This is a genomic window from Streptomyces sp. NBC_00341 (genome assembly GCF_041435055.1).
Taxonomy (GTDB): Bacteria; Actinomycetota; Actinomycetes; order Streptomycetales; family Streptomycetaceae; genus Streptomyces.
Window position 1 is genome coordinate 664,049 of record NZ_CP108002.1, and the last position, 22,415, is coordinate 686,463.

At 71.2% G+C, this 22,415-nt stretch carries 17 protein-coding genes and 1 riboswitch; of the genes, 13 read left to right on the plus strand and 4 right to left on the minus strand.

Annotated features, from left to right (window positions below):
* Window positions 1-1,251, minus strand: a complete 1,251-nt coding sequence (locus OG892_RS03045; protein ID WP_371631564.1) for an extracellular solute-binding protein — start codon at window positions 1,249-1,251, stop codon at window positions 1-3.
* A 214-nt stretch (window positions 1,252-1,465) separates the two neighbouring features.
* On the opposite strand from OG892_RS03045, the gene OG892_RS03050 reads away from it, so the two are divergent.
* From OG892_RS03050 to OG892_RS03070, 5 genes are all read left to right on the plus strand, one after another.
* A complete protein-coding gene (locus OG892_RS03050; protein WP_371628388.1) occupies window positions 1,466-2,524 on the plus strand; it encodes a LacI family DNA-binding transcriptional regulator in 1,059 nt (352 codons plus the stop codon).
* A 167-nt stretch (window positions 2,525-2,691) separates the two neighbouring features.
* Window positions 2,692-3,780, plus strand: coding sequence for a WD40/YVTN/BNR-like repeat-containing protein (locus OG892_RS03055; protein ID WP_371628389.1), 1,089 nt, complete (start codon window positions 2,692-2,694; stop codon window positions 3,778-3,780).
* Between the two features lie 34 nt (window positions 3,781-3,814).
* Window positions 3,815-4,492, plus strand: coding sequence for a uracil-DNA glycosylase (locus OG892_RS03060; protein WP_073736061.1), 678 nt, complete (start codon window positions 3,815-3,817; stop codon window positions 4,490-4,492).
* Entirely contained in the window at window positions 4,489-5,556 is a 1,068-nt protein-coding gene (locus tag OG892_RS03065) for a BadF/BadG/BcrA/BcrD ATPase family protein (RefSeq protein ID WP_328867995.1), read from the plus strand. The genes OG892_RS03060 and OG892_RS03065 overlap by 4 nt, the downstream gene beginning before the upstream one ends.
* Before the next feature lie 95 nt (window positions 5,557-5,651).
* Window positions 5,652-6,575, plus strand: coding sequence for a sirohydrochlorin chelatase (locus OG892_RS03070; RefSeq protein WP_107421789.1), 924 nt, complete (start codon window positions 5,652-5,654; stop codon window positions 6,573-6,575).
* Between the two features lie 79 nt (window positions 6,576-6,654).
* Here OG892_RS03070 and OG892_RS03075 read toward each other — a convergent pair whose 3' ends face one another.
* Together OG892_RS03075 and OG892_RS03080 are read right to left on the minus strand one after the other, a co-directional pair.
* Window positions 6,655-7,725: a lactonase family protein gene (locus OG892_RS03075; RefSeq protein WP_328867994.1), complete on the minus strand. Its 1,071-nt coding sequence runs from the start codon at window positions 7,723-7,725 to the stop codon at window positions 6,655-6,657.
* Between the two features lie 104 nt (window positions 7,726-7,829).
* Window positions 7,830-9,341: an FUSC family protein gene (locus tag OG892_RS03080; protein WP_073736065.1), complete on the minus strand. Its 1,512-nt coding sequence runs from the start codon at window positions 9,339-9,341 to the stop codon at window positions 7,830-7,832.
* A 310-nt stretch (window positions 9,342-9,651) separates the two neighbouring features.
* Window positions 9,652-9,869, plus strand: a riboswitch (cobalamin riboswitch).
* 163 nt (window positions 9,870-10,032) lie between these two features.
* On the opposite strand from OG892_RS03080, the gene metE reads away from it, so the two are divergent.
* The gene (gene metE / locus OG892_RS03085; RefSeq protein ID WP_371628390.1) at window positions 10,033-12,351 is read left to right on the plus strand and encodes a 5-methyltetrahydropteroyltriglutamate--homocysteine S-methyltransferase; all 2,319 of its coding nucleotides are present in this window, start codon (window positions 10,033-10,035) and stop codon (window positions 12,349-12,351) included.
* Between the two features lie 30 nt (window positions 12,352-12,381).
* Here metE and OG892_RS03090 read toward each other — a convergent pair whose 3' ends face one another.
* Entirely contained in the window at window positions 12,382-12,537 is a 156-nt protein-coding gene (locus tag OG892_RS03090; protein ID WP_371628391.1) for a hypothetical protein, read from the minus strand.
* Window positions 12,538-12,647: 110 nt separating this feature from the next.
* On the opposite strand from OG892_RS03090, the gene tsaD reads away from it, so the two are divergent.
* From tsaD to OG892_RS03125, 7 genes are all read left to right on the plus strand, one after another.
* The gene (gene tsaD / locus OG892_RS03095; RefSeq protein ID WP_371628392.1) at window positions 12,648-13,724 is read left to right on the plus strand and encodes a tRNA (adenosine(37)-N6)-threonylcarbamoyltransferase complex transferase subunit TsaD; all 1,077 of its coding nucleotides are present in this window, start codon (window positions 12,648-12,650) and stop codon (window positions 13,722-13,724) included.
* Between the two features lie 226 nt (window positions 13,725-13,950).
* Window positions 13,951-15,141 carry an ROK family protein gene (locus OG892_RS03100; RefSeq protein ID WP_371628393.1) on the plus strand — a complete coding sequence of 397 codons (1,191 nt, stop codon included), beginning with the start codon at window positions 13,951-13,953 and terminating at the stop codon, window positions 15,139-15,141.
* Between the two features lie 68 nt (window positions 15,142-15,209).
* A complete protein-coding gene (locus OG892_RS03105; protein ID WP_328867990.1) occupies window positions 15,210-16,535 on the plus strand; it encodes an extracellular solute-binding protein in 1,326 nt (441 codons plus the stop codon).
* Window positions 16,536-16,662: 127 nt separating this feature from the next.
* Window positions 16,663-17,559, plus strand: coding sequence for a carbohydrate ABC transporter permease (locus OG892_RS03110; protein ID WP_199884420.1), 897 nt, complete (start codon window positions 16,663-16,665; stop codon window positions 17,557-17,559).
* Entirely contained in the window at window positions 17,556-18,431 is an 876-nt protein-coding gene (locus OG892_RS03115; protein WP_371628394.1) for a carbohydrate ABC transporter permease, read from the plus strand. Before OG892_RS03110 ends, OG892_RS03115 begins: the two co-directional genes overlap by 4 nt.
* An 8-nt stretch (window positions 18,432-18,439) precedes the next feature.
* Window positions 18,440-20,071, plus strand: coding sequence for a beta-N-acetylhexosaminidase (locus tag OG892_RS03120; protein ID WP_371628395.1), 1,632 nt, complete (start codon window positions 18,440-18,442; stop codon window positions 20,069-20,071).
* A 104-nt stretch (window positions 20,072-20,175) separates the two neighbouring features.
* Window positions 20,176-22,290 (plus strand): ricin-type beta-trefoil lectin domain protein, encoded by a 2,115-nt coding sequence (locus OG892_RS03125; RefSeq protein ID WP_371628396.1) that lies wholly within the window; start codon window positions 20,176-20,178, stop codon window positions 22,288-22,290.
* The last annotated feature ends 125 nt before the right edge of the window (window positions 22,291-22,415 follow it).

The window sequence follows — 22,415 nt, forward strand, 5'->3', positions numbered from 1 at the left end:
TTACTTGACGGCCTTCATCGCGGCGACGAACTGCTCGGGCGTGGACTTGCCGGCGAACAGCTTGCTGATCTCGGTGAGCAGCGGGGTGGCGATCTGCGACTCCAGCGCCTGGTCCCAGGAGAGCGTGAAGCTCGGTGCCTTCTGGACCATCGAGTACTGGTCGTGCGCGAACTGCGGGTTGGGCGAGGAGTCCAGTGTCGAGGCGGCGTCCGACGTGGTGGGGATGTCGCCGTTGTCGACCAGGGCCTTGCTGTAGGACTTGGCGGCCATGGTCTTCAGGAACGCGATGGCCGCGTCCTTGTGCTTGGTCCTGGTGTTGACCGACCAGTAGTTGGTGGGGTTGCCGACCACGTCGGCCGGGTCACCGACACCGCCGGCCACCGTCGGGAAGGCGGTCCAGCCGAGGTCCTTCCTGGCGAACGCGGGCGCCTTGCCGAGCTGTGTCGAGTACTCCCACGAGCCCATCAGGTGCATGGCGGCCTTGCCCTTGTTGAGCAGGGTGGGGGCGCCTCCGTTGCCGTAGTCGACGGAGTTGAAGTTCTTGCCGAACGCGCCGCCGTCGACGAGTTCCTTCACGGTCCGGGCCGACTTGAGGACCGCGGGGTCGCCCCAGCCGGAACTGTCGCCGCCCTGGATCTTCCGGAAGACCTCGGGTCCGCCGATCCGGTCGAGGAGGTACTCCATCCACATCAGCTCGGGCCATTTGTCGGAGCCGCCGAGGGCGAACGGCGTGATGCCCTTGCCCTTGAAGACGGTGATGGCCTTCTGCATGTCCTCCCAGGTCCTGGGGGGCCGGAGCTTGTTCTGCGCGAAGAGGGTCTTGTTGTAGAAGAGCATCACGGGCTGCATGCCGCGCATCGGGACGCCGTACATCTTCCCGTCGAGGCTGCCCGCCTCGACGATCGACGGAAGGAATCCGTCCTTGAGGGTGGGGTCGTTTTTGATCGTCGAGGTGAGGTCGACGACCTGCTCGGCGTCCACGTACGGCTTGATGGAGCCACCGCCCCAGTTGTAGAAGATGTCGGGGGCGCTCGGGGAGCCCATGGCGCTGCGGAGCTTGTTGACGTAGTCGGTGCCGGGTACGGGGACGAGCTTGACCTTGACGTCGGAGGTCTTGTTGAACTCCTTCACGGCCGCTTCCTGGATCTTCACGGCGTCGTCCCCGTAGACGTAGGCGGTGAGGGTTCCGCCCCCGCCACCCCCGCTGCCGCTGTCGGAGCCGCATCCGGCCAGCAGGCCGGCCATGACCATGGCGGCACCGGCCGCGGTCCATCTCGCCGTACGTGTGCCCTGAGTGAAAATACCCGACCGCATGACCGCACCTCTGTCGAATGTTTCGGTGTGACTTACGAATGTTGCCGGAACCGTACGGTCGGGTTTCGGGTGCGTCAAGGGGTCGGGAAGCGGGATTTACTCCCGCCCGACCCAGGCATCGGCTGGTGCGGCGGGAAGCTACGATCCCCTTATGAGCCCCGCAAACGTCCAGTCACATCAGGAGAATGCGCCGGCCGGCGAACCGTCGGAAGGCACCGCCACGTTGGCGGAAATCGCCCGAGCGGCCGGAGTCTCGGCTCCGACAGTTTCGAAGGTGCTGAACGGGCGCGCCGATGTCGCCCCGGGTACCCGCACCAAGGTGGAGGAGCTGCTGCTGGTGCACGGCTACCGCCGCAGACGCGGCTCCACGACCCAGTCCCAGCTGATCGACCTGGTCTTCCACGAGCTGGACAGCGCCTGGGCCATGGAGGTCGTGCGCGGGGTGGAGAACGTCGCCAGGGAGGAGGGGCTGAGCCTGGTCCTCTCCGAGAGCGCCGGCCGGCTCACCCCGGGACAGACCTGGGTGGACGGGGTGCTGGCCAGGCGGCCGGTCGGGGTGATCCTGGTGCTCTCGGACCTCACCGCCGCCCAGCGCGCCCAGCTGACCAGCCGCAGCATCCCCTACGCGGTCGTCGACCCGGCGGGCGATCCCGGCGACGACGTCCCCTCGGTCGGGACGACGAACTGGCAGGGCGGCCTGGCCGCCACCCGCCACCTCACCGCGCTCGGGCACCGGCGGATCGGGGTCATCAGCGGCCCGTCCCGGATGATGTGCAGCCGGGCCCGGGTGGACGGCTACCGCGCCGCCCTGGAGACCGCGGGCCTGCCGATCGATCCCGCCCTGGTCCGCGAGGGCGAGTTCCAGCACGAGGCGGGCTACACCGCGGGCCTCGAGCTGCTCCGCCAGGCCGACCGGCCGACCGCGGTCTTCGCCGGCAACGACCTCCAGGCGCTCGGCGTGTACGAGGCGGCGCGGGAGCTTGGCCTGCGCATCCCCGAGGACCTCAGCGTCGTCGGCTTCGACGACCTGCCGCTCACCCGGTGGATCGGCCCGCCGCTGACCACGGTGCGCCAGCCGCTCATAGAGATGGCCGAGACCGCCGCCCGGCTGGTCATCGACCTGGGCCGGGGCCGGCAGCCCGCGACCACCCGGGTCGACCTGGCCACCAATCTGGTGGTGCGCAGCAGCACGGCGGCGCCCCGCCGCTGACCCGGCGGACGTCGCGGGTCGGGTGCCTCGCCGGACCTCGCGCACCCCGCCGGACCTGGCACGACCGCAGAAGCGACAGTGTCCCGGGCTGTCCTGCGCGCCGGTGTCGGTGGCCGGGTGCAGACTGGCCGGTATCCGGCACAACGGCGTTTCGGGAGGTTCGGGTCATGACCGATGTTCTGCTCACCGTGGGTACCCGCAAAGGACTCTTCATCGGCCGCCGGCACGACGGTGCGTGGAAGTTCGACGGTCCGCATTTCAACGCGCAGGCGATCTACTCGGTCGCCATCGACACCCGTGGAAAGTCCCCCCGGCTGCTGGTCGGCGGCGACAGCGCGCACTGGGGCCCGTCCGTCTTCCACTCCGACGACCTGGGCGCCAGCTGGGTCGAGCCCAAGCGCCCGGCCGTGAAGTTCCCGGAGTTCACCGGGACGTCGCTGGAGCGGGTCTGGCAGTTGCAGCCGGCGGGGCCCGAGGCGCCCGACGTCGTGTACGCGGGCACCGAGCCGGCCGCGCTGTTCCGGTCCCGGGACGGCGGCGAGTCGTTCGAGCTGATCCGCCCGCTCTGGGAGCATCCGACGCGTTCGAAATGGGTGCCGGGCGGGGGCGGCGAGGGGCTGCACACGGTCCTGACCGACGAGCGGGACGCACGGGCGGTGACGGTCGCGGTCTCCACCGCCGGGGTGTTCAGGACCGCGGACGGCGGCGAGAGCTGGGCCCCGGCCAACAAGGGCGTGTCGGCCGTCTTCCTGCCGGACCCGCACCCGGAGTTCGGCCAGTGCGTGCACAAGGTCAGCCGGGACGCGGTCGATCCCGACCGGCTCTACCTCCAGAACCACTGGGGCGTCTTCCGCAGCGACGACGCCGGGAGCAACTGGACCGACATCGGCGGGGGGCTGCCGTCCGACTTCGGCTTCGCCGTGGCCGCGCACCCGCACCGGGCGGACACGGCGTACGTCTTCCCGATCAACGCCGACGCCGACCGGGTACCGGCGGAGCACCGCTGCCGGGTCTTCCGGACCCGCGACGCGGGTGACAGCTGGGAAGCGCTGTCAGCGGGGCTCCCGGAGGGGGCCCACTACGGCACGGTGCTGCGTGACGCGCTCTGTACGGACGACGCCGATCCGGCGGGGGTCTACTTCGGCAACCGCAACGGCGAGGTGTACGCGAGCGCGGACGACGGCGACAGCTGGCAGCAGCTCATCTCGCACCTGCCCGATGTCCTGTGCGTGCGGGCGGCGGCCACCGGCGGTTGATCCATACCGTCGTATCAGCAGTAGAGTGCCGCCCGTGGCAGCACGACCTCTGAACGAAATCATCGAGCCCGGCTGGGCGCGGGCCCTTGAGCCCGTGGCCGGACGCGTCGCGGCGATGGGCGAGTTCCTGCGCGGCGAGATCGCCGCGGGGCGCACCTATCTGCCCTCGGGCGCGAACGTCCTGCGGGCGTTCCAGCAACCCTTCGAGCAGGTAAGGGTCCTGATCGTCGGTCAGGACCCCTACCCGACACCGGGGCACGCGGTGGGGCTGAGCTTCTCCGTCGCACCCGACGTCCAACCGGTGCCCGGCAGCCTGGAGAACATCTTCCGGGAGCTCCACTCGGACCTGGGGCTTCCGCGTCCCTCCAACGGCGACCTGACGCCGTGGGCCGAGCAGGGCGTCCTGCTGCTCAACAGGGCGCTGACCACGGCGCCCCGCCGGCCCGCCGCGCATCGCGGCAAGGGCTGGGAGGAGGTGACCCAGCAGGCGATCTCGGCGCTCGTCGCGCGCGGCACCCCGCTGGTGTCGGTCCTGTGGGGGCGCGACGCCCGCAATCTGCGCCCCTCGCTGGGTGATTTCCCGGCGATCGAGTCCTCGCACCCCTCCCCGATGTCGGCGGACCGCGGGTTCTTCGGTTCGCGCCCGTTCAGCCGGACCAACGAGCTGCTGGAGCGCCAGGGCGCCGCACCGGTGGACTGGCGACTGCCGTGACAACCGCCTCGCCCGACGGCCCCGGACGACCTGGTCCCGCCGGGGAGTACGTCCTCGGCGTGGACTCGGGTGGCTCCGGGCTGCGGGTGGCTCTGGGCACCGTGGGCTCGGACGTCCCCCTGGGCACAACGGCAGGTGCCGAACCGGTGCGGACCGGTCCCTCCGGCATCGACGCCGCCCACCTGCTGGAACAACTGCTGCCCGCCGTCCGGGAACTGCTCGCGCGGCACGGCGGCGGCAGCCGCGTCGCGGCCGCGGCGATCGGTGCGGCCGGCATGGGCACCCTCGGGGACCGGTTGCGGGCCGAACTGCCCGCCGCCCTGACGGACGCGCTCGGGGTGCGCCGGCTGGCGCTCGCCGCCGACGCCGTGACCGCGTACGCCGGCGCGGTCGGACAGCGCCCCGGCGCCGTGGTCGCGGCCGGCACCGGCCTGATCGCCCTGGGCACGGATCTGACGCGGTGGCGGCGGGCCGACGGCTGGGGCCATCTGCTGGGCGACAGCGGCGGCGGTGCCTGGATCGGCCGGGCCGGTCTCGACGCGGCGATGCGCGCCCACGACGGGCGGCGCGGCGGATCCCGGGCGCTGCTCGGCCGGCTGGAGGCGGTGTTCGGCCCGGCGCCCGGACTCCCCGGCCTGCTCTATCCGCGTACCGACCGGCCCGCGGTGCTGGCTTCGTTCGCTCCCGAGGTGGCCGGCTGCGCCGCGCACGATCCGGTGGCCGAGGGCATTCTCCGCGACGCCGCCGGACATATCGCGGAGGCCGCTGCCGCCGTGTGCCCGACGGCTGGTGCGGACGACGGGGGATGCGAAGTGGCGCTGACGGGTGGCCTGTTCCGGATGGGCGAACCGTTGCTCGTACCTCTGCGCGAGGAGCTGGCCCGGCTGCTGCCGCACGCGCGGGCGGTCCCCGGTTCGGGTGATCCCCTGATCGGCTCCCTGCGCATCGCGCGGGCCCTGGCCACCGGCGGTCTGCTCCTGCCGCGTCATCCGACACTGCTCAGCATTCCGTTGTCCGGATTGAACCAACAGGCCTCCGCGGGGGTGACAGAGCAGGGCAGTTGACCGGTAAGCCGCCCAACGGATAAATGCGGACAGACAACGCTCGACCGGACCCTCCCCGCGCAGTGGGGTACCCAAAACCAGTAGCATGCGGCGCCATGAGCACCCCCACTGGGCCCGCTTCCGGCCTGCCTGTACGAATGCCGCGACCTCGCCAGTCCGGACGGCACCGCCGCCCGGAGCCCGTGGTCGCACCTGAGGGCGCTGCCGCGCTCGTTCTCGCCGTTCCCGGTACCCCCTCCTCGGCCAGCCGCGGTCTGGCCGAAGAGGTGATCAGCATTGCCCGCTCCGAGCTGCCCGGTCTGAACGCCGTGATCGGTTACCTCGACGGCGACGATGCCGAGTACCCGTCCCTCGTCTCCGCCCTGGCCCACTGCGCCGCCGAGCGCACCGCACGCTTCGAGCAGGCCACGGCCGCCGGCCGCGAGGTCGCTCCGCCCGAGGGACCGGCCGCCGTCGTGGTGCCGCTGCTCGCGGGACCGGACAGCGCCCTCGTGCAGCGGATACGCCAAGCGATCACGGACAGTCAGGCACCGGCCGAGCTGACCGATGTGCTCGGCCCGCACCCGCTGCTCGCCGAGGCGCTGCACGTACGCCTGTCCGAGGCCGGTCTCGCCCGCGCCGACCGGGCGAGGCTGTTCACGGTGGCCACGGCCGCCGACGGGATCGTGCTGGCCACGGTCGGCGGCGAGGAGGCCGTGCAGGCGGCCGGGATCACCGGAATGCTGCTGGCCGCGCGGCTCGCGGTGCCCGTGATGGCCGCCGCGCTCGATGTCGAGGGTTCCGTCGCGTCGATCGCCGCGCAGCTGAGGGACTCCGGCTCGCTCCAGCTGGCGGTCGCGCCGTATCTGGTGGGGCCCGAGGTGGCCGAGGGGCTGCTGGACTCCGCCGTCAAGGACGCGGGCTGCGCGGCGGCAGAGCCGCTCGGCGCCTACCCCGCGATCGGCAAGCTGGTGATGTCGATGTACACCACGACGCTCGGCATCGCCGCTCCGGTGGCACAGGGGGCACAGGCCCTCTGATCCGTTCCGGGGTGCGTTCCGTTTCCTGACGGGCGCGTGGTGATGGGCCGGCCGGCCCATCACCACGCGCCCGTACCCGTCAGGCGAAGATCACACAGGAGGCCGCAGGAGCCTCCAGGGAGCCCTCCTGGACCGGGATACCGGTCTCCGGGTCCACGGCGAACCAGGCGACGTTCCCGGACCGCTCGTTGGCCGCGTACAGCCGTCGCCCGGTGGGGTCGAGCGCGAGGTCGCGCGGCCAGTGGCCGCCGCAGCTCACCGTGGTGACCAGGGAAGCCTTCTCCCCCGTGGCGTCGAGGCCGAGCACCGAGATGCTGTCGTGCCCCCGGTTGGCCGCCCAGAGGAACCGGCCGTCGTGCGAGACGACGACCTCGGACGCGTAGCTCGCCCCGGCGGCGTCCCCGGTCGCCTCCGCGGGCAGTACGGGCGTCTCGTCGACCGCTTCGAGGACTCCGGAGACGGCGTCCCACCGGCACACGGTGACCGTGGGTTCGAGCTCGTTCAGCACATAGGCGTGAGCGCCGTCGGGGTGGAAGGCGAGATGGCGTGGTCCGGTACCCGGCCGCAGCACCGTCTCCCCGTGCGGGCGCAGCGCTCCGGTGCCCGGGTCGAGCGCGCAGACCCGTACCGAATCGGTTCCGAGGTCGACGCTGAGCACCCAGTTCCCCGAGGGGTCGGGGAGCACCTGGTGGGCGTGCGGGCCCTCCTGGCGGGCGGCGTCCGGCCCGCTGCCCTCGTGCTGGAGCACGCTGTCGGCGGCGCCGAGCGAGCCGTCCGCGCCCACCGGCAGCACGGTGACGCTGCCGGAGCCGTAGTTGGCGGTCAGCAGTCGGCCGCCGGCAAGCGCGAGGTGGGTGGGGCTGTCCCCGTCCACCGGCCGGAGGGCGCCGATCACCCGGGGTATGTCCTGGGTGACGTCAAGAGCCGCGGCCGCTCCCGGCTCGCTCTCGCTGACCGCGTACAGGACCGCGCCATCGGGGCCCCCGCCCCGGCCCAGTACCAGGTAGGAGGGGTTGGGCACGGAATCCGTAGCGCCCAGGACGGTGAGCGCCCCGGTCTCCTGGTCCACGGCGGCGACGGTGATGCCCCGCCCGCCCGCCGAGGTGAAGGACCCGATGAATGCCCGTCCGGCACCGTTGCTGCTGTCCACCGCACTGCCTTTCTCCGCCGACTGATCGCGACAGTGGGGACCGTCGCGATCTTCCGCGGCGACGGTAGCAGTGCGGTGGGTGGTCTGGACCAAAGGGTGCGGTATCAGGCCGCGGCCAGCGGGGCCCTAGGCGGGCTGTGCAGCGGCGCGGCCAGTTCGGCCAGCGCGCGCTCCAGGCCGTGCAGATGGGCGAGGGCGGGTTCCGTCTCCGCGGCGTGCGCCGGATGTCCTGCGGCCAGCGGAGTGCGGGCCGGCCGCTCGGGGGCCGTCAGCGCTTCCACCGCGCTCTCGACGCGCCAGCAGGCGGCGGCGAGCCGGGCGTCGTGCGAGGCTTCCGGGTCGGCGGCGACGGAGGCCAGTCCGCGCACCTCGCGCGCGCAGTCGTCGAGCAGCGCGAGCACCTGCCGGGCCCGTGCCTTGCGGGCCCTCATCGGGTTGAGCGGATGCACCAGCGGCGCCAGCGACAGCCGTACCCGGCCGAGGATGGCCTCCAGTTCGGCGACGTGCCGGGGCGGGTCGGCGTCCTCGCTTCCCGCGAGCCGGGCAGCGGCCTGAGCCGTGCAGGTGTGCACGCACCGCAGCGCCCGCTCCACCCAGGCCTCGGTCACCGAGTGCGTGGTCACCGGCAGCACGAACAGCACCGCGAGTACGGCGCCGAGCGCACCGGCCCCCGTCTCGGTGACCCGGAGCACCAGCAGTCCCGCGTCGAGCACGCCGAGCAGCCCGTACAGCATGCTCGCCATCACGGTGACGGCCAGCATCATCCAGGTGTAGGAGACGGCGGCGGTGTAGAAGATCCCGAACACGCCCACCGCCACGACGGCGGCCGCCACCACCGGCTCGTGGTGCAGCGGTACCGCCACGGCGAAGCCCAGCCCGATACCGAGCACGGTCCCCAGGAACCGCCTGAATCCGCGCACGACGGTCTCGCCGCGCGAGGTCGTGGCCACGAACACCCACCAGGTGGCGCCGACCGCCCAGTACCAGCGCTGGTCCGAGAGCAGTTGCCCCACCGCGAGGGCGAATCCCGCGCCCAGGGTCGCCTGTACGGCCTGCCGCGTCGTGATCCGCCGCAGCCCCGCCGCTCCCGTGGGAAGGCCGGCCGCCACGGGGGCCGCGATCCGGCGCTCGTAGCACCACACCCCGAACCGCACCAGCGATGACGCGACGAGCGACAGCAGCACGGCCGCGTACAACTCGGGCAGCCGGCCGGGCACGGTGTGCAGGAACTGGGCGGAGAAGTAGGCCATGAAGGCGAATACGCCCAGCGAGTGCCCGCGCGGCCCCCACCGCCGCGCGTACACCCCCGCCCCCACGACGGCGAGGAACGCCAGGTCGCGGGCGACGGGCACATCGTGCAGCACGGCGGCGAGCGTGAGCACCGGGAGGCCGACGACGGGGAGCAGCGCGGTCGTCGTCGCCTGCCCGCGCACGGTCGGGTCGGTCACCGTGAACAGGGCGAGCAGCGCGGCCAGGCCTCCCGTGATGGCCGCCACCAGAGAGTGTCCGACCGCCCCGCACAGCGCGACGGCGAGCCCGATGCCGAGCACGGCCCGGGACGCGAACCGCAGCCGGATCCGTCCGGGATCGTGTGCGACGAACGCCCTCTTCAGCAAGTCGCCTCGCCCCTTTCGCGCATGGCACCAGCGCAGACATGAGAAAGGCGCCACAGAGATCCCCGAGGGACCCGCAGCGCCATTGACAGCCACATCTCAACACCTGGGGGGCTAATGGTTCAACTTGGACCCATCCCTATGGGCCAATGGCCCAGCTATCTCGCATTCCGTGCGACCACAGCAGAGCCAACGGACCAGCCTGAGGACCGGCAGGCCCCGGAGGCGAAACACGCCACCTCGCAGCAAGGTCTTCGCCCCCTTCCACATCCCGGATGGTGAACAGCGGTGCCGCAGGGGCGGTCCACCCTCTAGGCTGGCCGGTGCAGCTGGTTCGCCCTGTCCGCCAGACAGACGCGTCGCAAGAGGGAACCCGGTGTGAATCCGGGACTGCCCCGCAGCGGTAAGTGGGAACGACCGCCGTCATACGCACTGGATCCGTTCGGATCCGGGAAGCGACGGCCAGTAGGAGTCTGCCCCCGGCAGACGAGCCCACGAGTCCGAAGACCTGCCCGTTGCCCGCACCCGAACCCTCGGACGCGGATATCCCGGTGACCTCGTGGGCGGGTCGGCGTACGTATCCAGACGGAGAATCCGCGCCGAGGCGTGTGCGATATCCGTCCGGTTCGTCATCCCTTCGCGTCCGTGTCCCGTCTCCGGGATGTTCAGGAGTCATCTCGCGAAGGAGATTTCCGTGACACCCAAGCCCGCAGCCGCGGCAGCACGAGCCACCGTCTACGGCTACCCCCGCCAGGGCCCGAACCGGGAACTGAAGAAGGCCGTCGAGGGGTACTGGAAGGGCCGCGTCACCGCCGGCGCCCTGCGGGAGACGGCGGCAGAACTGCGCCGGTCCAGCTGGAAGCAGTTGGCGGACGCCGGCGTCCATGAGGTCCCGACCGGTGACTTCTCGTACTACGACCACGTCCTGGACACCAGCGTCATGGTCGGCGCGGTCCCGCAGCGGCACCGTGCGGCCGTCGCCGCCGACGCGCTCGACGGGTACTTCGCGATGGCTCGCGGCACCCAGGACGTGGCGCCGCTGGAGATGACCAAGTGGTTCGACACCAACTACCACTACCTCGTCCCCGAACTCGGTCCGGACACCGTCTTCAGCGCCGACTCCACCAAGCAGGTCACCGAGCTCAGGGAGGCCGTCGCGCTCGGGCACAGCGCCCGGCCGGTGCTCGTCGGCCCGGTCACCTACCTTCTGCTGGCCAAGCCCGCCCCCGGGGTGGCGGCCGGCTTCGAGCCGCTCACCCTGCTGGACCGGCTGCTGCCGGTGTACGCGGAGGTGCTCGCCGATCTGCGCGCCGCCGGCGCGGAGTGGGTGCAGATCGACGAACCCGCCCTGGTCCAGGACCGCACCCCGGCCGAGCTGAACGCCGCCGCCCGCGCCTACCGCGACCTCGGCGGCCTCACCGACCGGCCCAGGCTCCTCGTCGCCTCCTACTTCGGGCGGCTCGGCGAGGCACTCCCCGTCCTGGCGAAGGCCCCGGTCGAGGGTCTGGCACTGGACTTCACCGATGCCGCCGCCGCCAACCTCGAAGACCTCGCCGCCGTCGGCGGGCTTCCCGGCAAGCGCCTCGTCGCGGGTGTCGTCAACGGCCGCAACATCTGGATCAACGACTACGAGAGGTCCCTCTCGACCCTCGCCACCCTCCTCGGCCTCGCCGACCGGGTCGACGTGGCCGCGTCCTGCTCCCTTCTGCACGTCCCGCTCGACACCGCGCCGGAGCGGGACATCGACCCGCAGATCCTTCGCTGGCTCGCCTTCGCCGAGCAGAAGACCGCCGAGATCGTCACGCTCGCGAAGGGACTGGCCCGGGGCACCGGCGCGATCACCGCCGAGATCGCCGCCAACCGCGCCGACCTCGCGTCCCGCGCCAACTCCCCGATCACCCGCGACCCCGCCGTCCGGGCCAGGACGGCGGCCATCACTGACGCCGACGGCCGCCGCTCCCAGCCGTACACCGCACGCGCCGCCGCCCAGCGGGCCCACCTCGGGCTGCCGCTGCTGCCGACCACCACCATCGGCTCGTTCCCGCAGACGAACGAGCTGCGCACCGCCCGCGCCGATCTCCGCGCGGGACGGATCGACACGGCCGGCTACGAGGAGCGGATCAGGGCCGAGATCGGGGAGGTCATCGCCTTCCAGGAGAAGACCGGCATCGACGTCCTGGTGCACGGCGAGCCCGAACGCAACGACATGGTGCAGTACTTCGCCGAGCAGCTCACGGGCTACCTCGCCACCCAGCACGGCTGGGTCCAGTCGTACGGCACGCGTTACGTCCGCCCGCCGATCCTCGCGGGCGACATCTCCCGCCCCGAGCCGATGACGGTGCGCTGGACCTCGTACGCCCAGTCGCTCACCGGGCGCCCGGTCAAGGGCATGCTGACCGGACCGGTGACCATGCTGGCCTGGTCCTTCGTCCGCGACGACCAGCCGCTCGGCGACACCGCACGCCAGGTCGCGCTCGCGCTGCGCGACGAGGTCGACGACCTGGAGGCGGGGGGTACTTCGGTCATCCAGGTCGACGAGCCCGCCCTGCGCGAGACGCTCCCGCTGCGCGCGGCGGACCACGCCGGGTACCTGGACTGGGCGACGGAGTCGTTCCGCCTCACCACCAGCGGGGTACGGCCGGACACCCAGGTCCACACCCACATGTGCTACGCGGAGTTCGGTGACATCGTCCAGGCCATCGACGACCTGGACGCCGACGTCATCAGCCTGGAGGCCGCCCGCTCGCACATGCAGGTAGCCCGCGAACTCGCCGCACACGGCTACCCGCGCGAGGCCGGTCCCGGCGTGTACGACATCCACTCACCGCGCGTGCCCGACGCGGACGAGGCCGCGGCCCTGCTCCGCGAGGGGCTGAAGGCCATCCCCGCAGAGCGCCTATGGGTCAACCCCGACTGCGGTCTGAAGACCCGCGGCTGGCCCGAGACCAAGGCGTCGCTGGAGAACCTGGTCGCCGCGGCCCGCACCGTCCGCGGCGAGCTGCCCGTCTCCTGATCGCGAAGGACTCGGGGCAGCGGCCGGAGGTTACGGGCGGGCGTTTGGGTCGGCCGGTCCGGCGGGCGTGAAGCGGACCGGCGCCTGGAAACGGGCGCGCCGGGCGGCCCGGCGGAACGTGGCGAGTACCGCCGGGCCGCCCGGCGTGATGCAGACGAAGTCGGTGAGGGCGCGAAGGTGGTCCACGCCGGTGACACCGTCGCCCTGCGCCGGGGCGCCCGACCGACCCGGGTGGGCTTCGACGTATCCTTATTGCACATGACTTGCAATTAGTAATCTGTGCGGAAAGGTACGCCATGGAGTCCCGGGTGGTGCTCGGCATCGAGTCCTCGTGCGACGAGACCGGCGCGGGTCTCGTGCGGAACGGGCGCCTGCTCGGGCACGCGGTGGCGTCGAGCATGGACGAGCACGCGCGGTTCGGCGGAGTGGTGCCGGAGATCGCGGCGCGGGCACACCTGCACGCGTTCACGCCTGTCGTGCGGGAGGCGCTGGACCGGGCGGGGCTGCGGATGGCGGACATCGGTGCCGTGGCGGTCACCACCGGCCCCGGACTGTCGGGTGCGCTCCAGGTGGGGCTCGCCGGGGCGAAGACCCTGGCGTTCTCGCTCGGGGTGCCGCTGTACGGGGTGCACCACCTGGCCGGGCACGTGGCTGCCGACACCCTGGAGCACGGGCCGCTGCCCGACCCCTGCATGGTGCTGATCGTCTCCGGTGGCCACACCTCCCTGCTGCTCGTACGGGATCTGGCCCGGGACCCGATCACGCACCTGGGCGACACCGTCGACGACGCGGCCGGCGAGTGCTTCGACAAGGTGGCCCGGGTGTTCGGGCTGCGCTATCCGGGCGGCCCTGCCATCGACCGGGCCGCCCGGGACGGCGATCCGCGCGCCGTCGCGTTCCCGCGCCCGCTCTCCGGCCCGCGGGACTCACGTCACGACTTCTCGTTCTCGGGGCTGAAAACCTCCGCCGCACGCTGGGCCGAGCAGCACCGGCTGCGCGGCGAGGAACTGCCCCTGGCGGACGGGGCCGCCTCGCTCCAGGAGGCCGTGGCCGACGTACTGACGCGCAAGGCGGTCGCCGCCTGCCGTGAGCACGGCGTGGACACCCTGGTCGTGGTGGGCGGAGTGGCGGCCAACTCCCGCGTCCGGGCACTGGCCGAGGAACGCTGCCTCGCCGCCGGCATCACGCTGCGGGTCCCGCCGCTGAAGCTGTGCACCGACAACGGGGCGATGATCGCCGCGGTCGGAGACCTGCTGGTCCGGGCGGGAGCCGAACCCGCACCCCTGGACGTCTCCATCGACCCGTCCGCACCCCTGGAGTACGCCGCGCTGCATCCCGTCGCCCGTGCGGCCGGGGCAGCCAGGGCCGCCTGACGGTCCGACCGGTCAGGCCGCTTCCCGGCCGGCCCCTACCCGCGTCCACCAACTCCCGGCACCACGAGCGCGGATACGCCGGAGGGGCCGCCGGGTTCGGGCTCCCTCACGGGCACAGCGACGGCGTGGCCGAAAAACACCCGTCCACCCCCTTGACGGTGGCAGGAATGCGACTGACTATCTAAAGCATCTTAAGTAAAGCCACTTTAGGAAGCAGCTTCACTCCATGGGCGAATCCGCCGTTCCCCCCACCGGGCCCCTCCGTCCGCAGCGCAGCCTGCTTCAGGTTCCCGCGCTGCCGCGCCGGCCTCCGGAGCGGCAGAAGGCGAGCACCCTGGACAGCCGGGTGCACAACCGGTCGCTGGTGCTGGCGACGCTGTACCACGAGGGACCCATGAGCCGTTCGGAGATCGCGCGGGCGTCCGGGCTGACCGCGCCGACGATCTCCGCGCTCGTCGCGGACCTGGAGGAGGACGGGCTCGTCGCCGACATCGGCCCCCGCCAGGGCGGCGCCCGGCTCGGCAAACCCGCGAGCCTCGTGCGCATCGAGGACGACGCGGTGAACCTCGTGGTCCTGGACCTGTCGCACAGCAACCGGTTCAGTGGCGCGGTACTCAACCTGCGGGGCGAGGCCGTCGAGCGCCGGGACGTACCGCTCGGCGATGCCCTGGGCACGGCCGCCCACGAGCTGGTGCTCCGGCTCACCGCCGATCTCATCGAGGCGGCGCCCCGGCGGGTGCTCGGGATCGGCGTCGGCTCGCCGGGCATCATCGACGACACCGGGGTCATCCGGCTCGCCGCCCATCTCGGCTGGACGGATCTTCCGCTGGCGGCTGAACTGGCCGAACGCTTCGGCATCCCGGCGTACGTCGGCAACGACGTGAACCTGGCGGCGCTCGGGGTGCTGCACTTCCGGGATGCCCGGACCCAGAACCTCATGGTGATCTCGATCGAGCACGGCGTCGGCGCGGGGCTGATCGTCGGCGGCGAGCGGGTCGAGGGGGAGCAGTTCGCGGCGGGCGAGATCGGTCACGTCACAGTCGACGAGCGCGGCGAGCTGTGCATGTGCGGGCGGCGCGGCTGCCTCGATCTGTCCATCGACGCGGGGCACTTGAGGCGGCGACTGGAGCTGGCGCCCGAGGAGCGGTGGCCGGTCCTGCGGGCGGAGGCGGGCCGGGCGCTGGGCACCGTACTCGCGCCGATCATCAGTGTCCTGAACCTGAACGAGATCGTGTTGACCGGCCCTCCCGAGCTGGTCGACGGGGAGTTCCTCGACGCCGCGCTGGAGGTCGTGCGGGCCCGCACGCTCGGCCCGGTCAACGCCGCTCTCGACATCCGTTCCCTCGCCGGGGACAACGACCTGATCCTGCTCGGCGGCGCGTGCCTGGTACTCGCCGGTGAGCTCGGGGTGCTCTGACCCGGACTCACACCCCTGTCCGCACCCTTCGCCTCGCTTGAAACTTCCTCTTACTCACAGGAGTTGCGATGAAACACTCAAGGTTCGCCGCGGTCGGCGCCCTCGGCCTGGCTTCCGCTCTCACCCTGACGGCCTGCAACGGCTCCGGGACGGGCGGCGCGGGCGGCGGTGAGCAGAAGGTCTCCGACGCGAAGGGGAAGGGCAAGACCCTCACCGTGTGGATCATGCAGGACGACTACTCCCCCGAGTCGCTCAAGGCGATGAAGCAGGAGTTCTCCGCGAAGACCGGCGCCGGGGTCACGATCGAGACCCAGAGCTGGGACGGCATCGCCACCAAGCTCACGACGGCGCTGGCCACCGACAGCCCACCGGACGTCCTGGACCTCGGCAACACCCAGGTCGCGAGCTACGCCTCCAGCGGTGGCCTGATGGATCTGACCCCGTACGCCAAGGACCTCAGGCAGGGTCAGAAATGGCTTCCCGGCCTGGAGGAGCCCTCGACGGTCGACGGCAGGCTGTACGCCGTGCCGGGCTTCGCCGCCGCCCGCGCGGTGATCTACAACAAGACGATGTGGTCGAAGGCCGGCGTCAAGAAGGCACCGAAGACCTACGCCGAGCTCACCGCGGCGCTCGGGAAGGTCCGGGCGGCCAACAAGGCGTCCGACTTCTCACCGTTCTACCTGCCCGGCCAGCACTGGGCCACCGGGCTGCAGTTCATCTGGGACGCGGGTGGCGAGATAGCCACGGAGAAGGGCGGCAAGTGGTCGGCCGGCATCGGTTCCGCCAAGGCTCAGGCCGGTCTCGCCGCGTTCGGGAAGTTCCAGAACGCGTACTCGGCCCCCGCCTCCCGTACCGCCGATCCGCAGAACCCGGACCAGCTCCAGGTGTTCGCCGACGGCAAGGCGGGCGCCATCACCGCGACCAGCGGACAGATCGCCCAGATCGAGAAGGCCAACCCCGAGCTCACCGACGCGGATCTCGGGTCGTTCCCGCTGCCCGGCACCTCGGGCAAGGCCCAGCCGGTGATGCTGGGCGGCGCCGTATGGGGCGTGGCGGCCAAGAGCAAGCAGCAGGACCTGGCGCTCCAGTGGATGAAGACCGCCGCGAGCCCCGGCATCCAGGACACCTGGATCGGCGGGCACGACGGCTGGAATCCGAACAGCGCCGAAGCGAACGAGAAGGCCTTGGCCAAGGCCGCCCCGCTCAAGAAGGGCTTCTTCGAGGCCGCGTTGAACTCCCGGGCCACTCCGGCGAGCCCGAAGTGGGCGTCGCTGGAGGCCGACAAGTCCGTCAACCAGCTGTTCTCCGGCGTCGCTTCCGGCAAGAAGTCCCCGGCGGACGCGGCCCGCAGCTTCGACGCCGCGGTGGACAAGGCACTCAATGCGGCCGGCTGACGAAGCGGGCCGCCCCCGCACGTCCGGCGCCCATGACCTGCTCACCGAGGATCCGGAACCCGCGACAGCGCCGCCCGCCGGCAGACCGCTCGACTCCGTTCGTACGGCGGAGCCGGGGAAGCGGCCGGTGAGACGCCGACGGCAGTGGGCGGTGGTGTGGCTGCTGTCACCGGCCGGGCTGGTGATGGCCGCCTTCAGCGTGGCGCCCGTCCTGTTCCTGGTCTTCACCTCGTTCACGGACTACAACCAACGCACGCTTTTCACCGGCGAGTTCAGCATGGTCGGCACTCAACAGTACGCCGACATGTTCGACGATCCGGAGTTCTGGAAGTCGCTGGTGCGCAGCGTGCTGTTCACCGTGGCGATGGTCGCGGGCAGCATCACGATGGGCATGGGCGTGGCCCAGCTGCTCACCCGGCTGCGCACCGCGATGCGCATGACGGTGACGGTCGTGCTGATCTTCGCTTGGGCCATGCCGAACGTCGCTTCCTCCCTGGTGTGGAAGTGGCTGTTCCAGCCGGGCTACGGAGTCGTCAACTGGCTGCTGACCCAGGTGCACGTGTTCGGCGACATGACCAACACCGACTGGGGACAGAACGCCTCTCTCGCGTATCTCTCGATCTGGTCGCTGGTGGTCTGGCAGGCGGTGCCGTTCATCGCGCTGACCCTGTACGCGGCGCTCACGCAGCTGCCCGTGGAGCTGCCGGAGGCCGCGCGGCTGGACGGGGCGGGCGAGTGGCGGGTGTGGTGGTCGGTCACGCTGCCCTTCCTGCGGCCGACCCTGCTGCTCGTCACGATCATGTCGGTGATCTGGGACTTCAACGTCTTCAACCAGATCTGGCTGGTCTCCGCAGGCGGTCCCGACAACGCGACGAGCACGCTCGGGATCTTCGCGTACAAGACGGCGTTCGTGTCCTTCCGGATCGGCCAGGGCGCGGCCCTGTCGGTCATCACCACCGCGATCCTGCTGGGGATCACCGCCGTGTACATCCGCAGTCTGCTTCGCTCGGGGGAGGACCTGTGAGCAGTCGTACGGGAAACCGGGTGAAGAACCGTCCGTACCGGGCGGGGAGCCCACGCGGCGGATGGCTGAACAACACGCTCGCCATCGTCTTCTGCCTCGTGTGGATCTTCCCTGTCTACTGGATGGTCAACACCGCCTTCAAGGCACGCTCCGAGGCGATGACGCCGACGCCGCACTTCTGGCCGTCCTCCCCCACGCTGCGCAACTTCGACGCGGCGATCAACCAGACCGGCTTCCTGACCGACCTGCGCAACAGCCTGATCGTGGTGGGCGGCGCCGTGCTGCTCGCGGTGGTCCTGGGGGCGTTCGCCGCGGCGGCACTGTCCCGGTTCCGCTTCCGGGGCCGGCGCACCATCATGGTGTCGATCCTGGTCGTGCAGATGCTGCCGATCACGGCACTGCTCATCCCGACCTTCCTGATCTTCAACGAGATCGGGCTGCTCGGCACGTACATCGGGCTGGTCTTCGCTTACGTGGCCACCGTGCTGCCCTTCTCGATCTGGGTGATGCGCGGGTTCTTCATCACGGTCCCGGCGGAGATCGAGGAGGCCGCGCGGCTCGACGGCGCGACCACCTGGCAGACCCTGACCCGGATCCTCTTCCCCCTGGTCGCGCCGGGCCTGATCGCGTCCAGCATCTTCGCTTTCATCACGGCGTGGAACGACTACCTGGTCGCCTACACCTTCATGAAGGACCAGGACCACTACACGCTGCCCGTCTGGCTGGCCTCGTTCACCACTCCTGTCACCGGTACCGACTTCGGCGGCCAGATGGCCGGCTCGGTGCTCTTCTCGCTGCCGGTGGTCGTCTTCTTCCTGATCATCCAACGCAAGCTGGTGTCCGGCATGTCCGCCGGAGCCGTGAAGGGATGACCCTCATCATGCTTCTCCTTCCCCGCCCCCGCTCGGCCGCGTCCGGCGACGGCGCGTTCCCGCTGGACACGTCCACCTGGATCACCGCGCCCGGCGAACTAGCTCCTACGGCCCACTGGTTGCAGTCGGTACTGCGTCCGGCGACCGGACTGCCGCTGCCGGTGACCGCCGGCGCCGAACCCGTCCCGGCCGGCTCCGCGCTGGCGCTGACCCTGGATCCGCGCCTCCCCGCAGAGGGCTATCGGCTGGTCTGCGGTCCAAACGGCGTCACCATCACGGGAGGTGACCCCGCGGGCGTTTTCTACGGCTGCCAGACACTGCGTCAGCTCCTGCCGCCGCAGATCTACCGCGCCGCCGAGACGGCCGGGATGAGCTGGGCGGTGCCGTACGGGACCGTCGAGGACTCGCCCCGGTTCCGCTGGCGCGGCACGATGCTGGACGTGGCCAGGCACTTCATGCCCAAGCACGACGTGCTCCGCTTCCTCGACCTGCTGGCGATGCACCGCATCAACACGCTCCATCTGCACCTGACCGACGACCAGGGCTGGCGGGTGGAGATCCTGCGGTACCCCCGGCTGACCGAGGTCGGCTCCTGGCGCCGCGAGTCCCAGCTCGGCGCGGCCGAGGACGCCCCCAACGACGGCCGTCCGCACGGTGGTTACTACACCCAGGACGACCTGCGCGAGATAGTCGCGTACGCCGCCCGGCGGCACATCACCGTCATGCCGGAGATCGACGTACCGGGCCACTCGCAGGCCGCCATCGCCGCCTACCCCGAACTCGGGGTACAGGGAAAGCGGTTGGAGACCAGCCCCCGGTGGGGCATCAACACGAACATCCTCAACGCAGAGGAGTCGACGCTCGGATTCTTCCTCGACGTGTTCGACGAGGTGATGGACCTCTTCCCCGGGCCCTTCATCGGCATCGGCGGCGACGAGTGCCCCAAGGACCAGTGGGACGCCGATCCGCGCAGCCGGGAACTGATGGCGGAGCGGGGGCTGGCCGGCTCGAAGGAGCTCCAGGCGTGGTTCCTGGGCCGGATCGGCGCGCACGTCGCGGCGCGCGGGCGCCGGGTCTTCGGGTGGGACGAGATTCTGGAGGGCGCTGTGCCGGAAGGTGTCGCGGTCGCCTCGTGGCGCGGCATGACCGGGGCCCGCACGGCGGCGCGCCGGGGGTACGACGTGATCTCCTGCCCCGACGACCTGGCGTACCTGGACTACCGGCAGTCGGAGCTGGAGAGCGAACCGATCCCGTTCGCGGTGCCGCTGACGCTCGCGGACGCGTACGGCTTCGACCCGGTGCCCGACGGGCTCACCGAGCAGGAGACGGTCCGGATCCTCGGCGGACAGGCCAACATCTGGACCGAGCACATGGATTCGCCCCGGACGGTCGACTACTACGCCTTCCCACGCCTGTGCGCCATCGCGGAGGCTCTCTGGAGCGACGGCGCGCGCGATTTCGACGACTTCCTCGTACGGCTGCGTGCCCACCTGGTCCGGCTCGACGCCATCGGTGTCGAGTACCGCCGGGAGGACGGCCCGCTGCCGTGGCAGAGCCGGCCCGGCGTCCCGGGCAAACCGGCGACACGCGCCGACTGGGCCGAGTTCATCGACGGACTCGTGGCCCCCATCAGGACCTGAGCACACTCGCCCCAGCGCTCCGGACAGCTCCCCGCACGACCTGCGATTCAGCATGTCCGGATGTCTGCATGTCTCCGATTCCGCATATCTCCGAAGGAGAAACAGTGAAGCAGAGAACAGGACGACGGGCCGGCCTCGCGGCCGCGTCCGCGCTCACCATGGCGGTGGCGACCGGAGTGGTGGGTCTGCCCGCCGCGAACGCCGCCGCGGCATCCGGGACGGTGACCATCGGCGGGAAGTGTCTGGACGTCACCGACGGCAGCTCGGCCAACGGCACCGCCATCCAGCTGTTCGACTGCAACGGCGGCACCGCCCAGAAGTTCAGCTGGGCGGACGACGGCACGGTCAAGGTGCTCGGCAAATGCCTTGATGTGACCGGTGGTTCGGATGCCAACGGCGCGCGCGTCCAGCTCTACGACTGCGCACCGGTGAACCAGCAGAAGTTCAAGTACCTGCCCGACGGCACGATCTACAGCGCCAAGTCCGGCAAGTGCGTTGCCGTACTGGGAGAGGTCGCGAACAACGCGCGGACCGGCCTCGCTCCGTGCGACCCGAAGCAGGCGGTGCAGAACTGGACCGCCGCGTCGGCGCCAGGACCGAAGTACAGCCTCTCGGCCGACGCCCCCGTCGAGTACGCCAACCCCGACGACACCCCGGCCGGAGTGTTCACGGCGAAGGACGGCCGGTTCTACTACCAGCAGGCGCACGCGCTGTACAGCGCGGACGATCCGCGCGAGTGGAACTTCTTCAGCGGCGACGACTTCGACTCCGCGCGGCTCGACCCGATATCCGGTGCGGTGAACCCTGCCAACGAGCAGGACCGCAACGACGACACGACGTGGCGCTGCAACAACAGCCCCACCGGCAAGGAAGCCACGCCGGCCCCGGACACGTCGGGCTACGCCCATCCCAACTACTGCGATCTGGCGGGCGTGTGGGTCGACCCGGACAGTGGCGACTGGTACGGACTGGTGCACAACGAGTTCACACCGCAGCCGTTCGGCGACGGCATGCACTACGACGGGATCGACTACGCCGTCTCCCGGGACCAGGGCAGGACCTGGTCGATCGAGGACCACGTCATCACCTCGCCGTACAGCACGAAGCGCGATGACGCCGGCCAGTTCCCGAAGGACACCTACGACTACGGCGACGGCGACCCGCGCCTGTTCGTGGACAACGCCTCGGGCTACTTCTACGTCTTCTACGCCGACCGGGTGCTGAACAAGTCCGGCGGCGGCAGCGTCTGGCACCAGCACGTGGCGCGCGCTCCCATCGCCCGGAAGATGGCGCCCTCCTCGTGGAAGAAGTGGCATGACGGCGCCTGGCAGTCGCCGGGCACCGGCGGCGAGGAATCCAACATCATCCCGGCGGACGGCAACGGCACCGGCTACACCGCGCCCGCCGACGAGTACAAGCCGTCCACCGCCGGCAAGGCGGCGGACCAGGTCGCGCAGGGCACCATGCCGGACAACTCCCAGCTGACCGTCATGAACATCACCTGGAGCGCCTACCTGGGCAAGTACATCGGCACCCCGCAGAACAACATCGCCCAGGCGACGGAGACCGACTCCCCGCTGCACTTCTACGCGACGGACGACCTGGCGACCCAGAAGTGGGAGGACATCGGCAGCGTCGCGGAGAACCAGAACGCCTCGTGGTACCGGTGGTTCCTCGACTCGGGGAGCAGGACCACGTCCAGCGTGGTGGGCAGGACGTTCCGCTCGTACTGCTCCTTCTACTGCGACACGTACACGGGTGAGTACGCCGACATCACCATCGAGCCCACCTCGAAGACCGCACTGCCCGTCTCCCCGGCCGGCGGCAGGGCCAGGGAGATCAGGGCCGCGAACGGCAGGTCGCTCGCGCTGTCCGGCGGCACGGCGCAGAAGTGGAAGGTCACGAGCACCGGCGACGGCTTCTACGCCGTCACCGGTCCTGAGGGTCGGCCGCTGCGCGTCGCGGACGGTGCGAGCGGGCGGGCCTGGGGCGCGCGGGTCTCGCTCGGCGCGAAGGACGACAAGGTGCCGGCCACCTCCCAGTGGTATCTCCAGAAGGCCGTGAAGTCCCCCGCCGCGGGCGGCGCTTCACGGGCCACGGGCGAGTACCGCCTGGTCAACCGGCACAGCGGGCTGGCCCTGAGCATCGACGGCCACGGCTCGGTCTCGACCGCACCGCAGCACGCGGACGCGGCCCAGATGGTGTCGTTCCGCCCCTGACAGCCGGCGGCCGGGCGGGTTGCGGGCCGGGGCACCGGTCCGCAACCCGCCCGGCGGGGCGCGCTCCGGGAGCGCCGTGTACGCCCGCGGGCGGGGCCCGGCAGAGGCCTCACGGACGGTATGGA

Coding starts and splice junctions, on each gene's coding strand:
- OG892_RS03045 (WP_371631564.1), bottom strand. CDS start 1,251: ATGGTCATGGCCGGCCTGCTGGCCGGATGCGGCTCCGACAGCGGCAGC.
- OG892_RS03055 (WP_371628389.1), top strand. CDS start 2,692: ATGACCGATGTTCTGCTCACCGTGGGTACCCGCAAAGGACTCTTCATC.
- OG892_RS03070 (WP_107421789.1), top strand. CDS start 5,652: ATGAGCACCCCCACTGGGCCCGCTTCCGGCCTGCCTGTACGAATGCCG.
- OG892_RS03100 (WP_371628393.1), top strand. CDS start 13,951: ATGGGCGAATCCGCCGTTCCCCCCACCGGGCCCCTCCGTCCGCAGCGC.
- OG892_RS03105 (WP_328867990.1), top strand. CDS start 15,210: ATGAAACACTCAAGGTTCGCCGCGGTCGGCGCCCTCGGCCTGGCTTCC.
- OG892_RS03120 (WP_371628395.1), top strand. CDS start 18,440: ATGCTTCTCCTTCCCCGCCCCCGCTCGGCCGCGTCCGGCGACGGCGCG.
- OG892_RS03050 (WP_371628388.1), top strand. CDS start 1,466: ATGAGCCCCGCAAACGTCCAGTCACATCAGGAGAATGCGCCGGCCGGC.
- tsaD (WP_371628392.1), top strand. CDS start 12,648: ATGGAGTCCCGGGTGGTGCTCGGCATCGAGTCCTCGTGCGACGAGACC.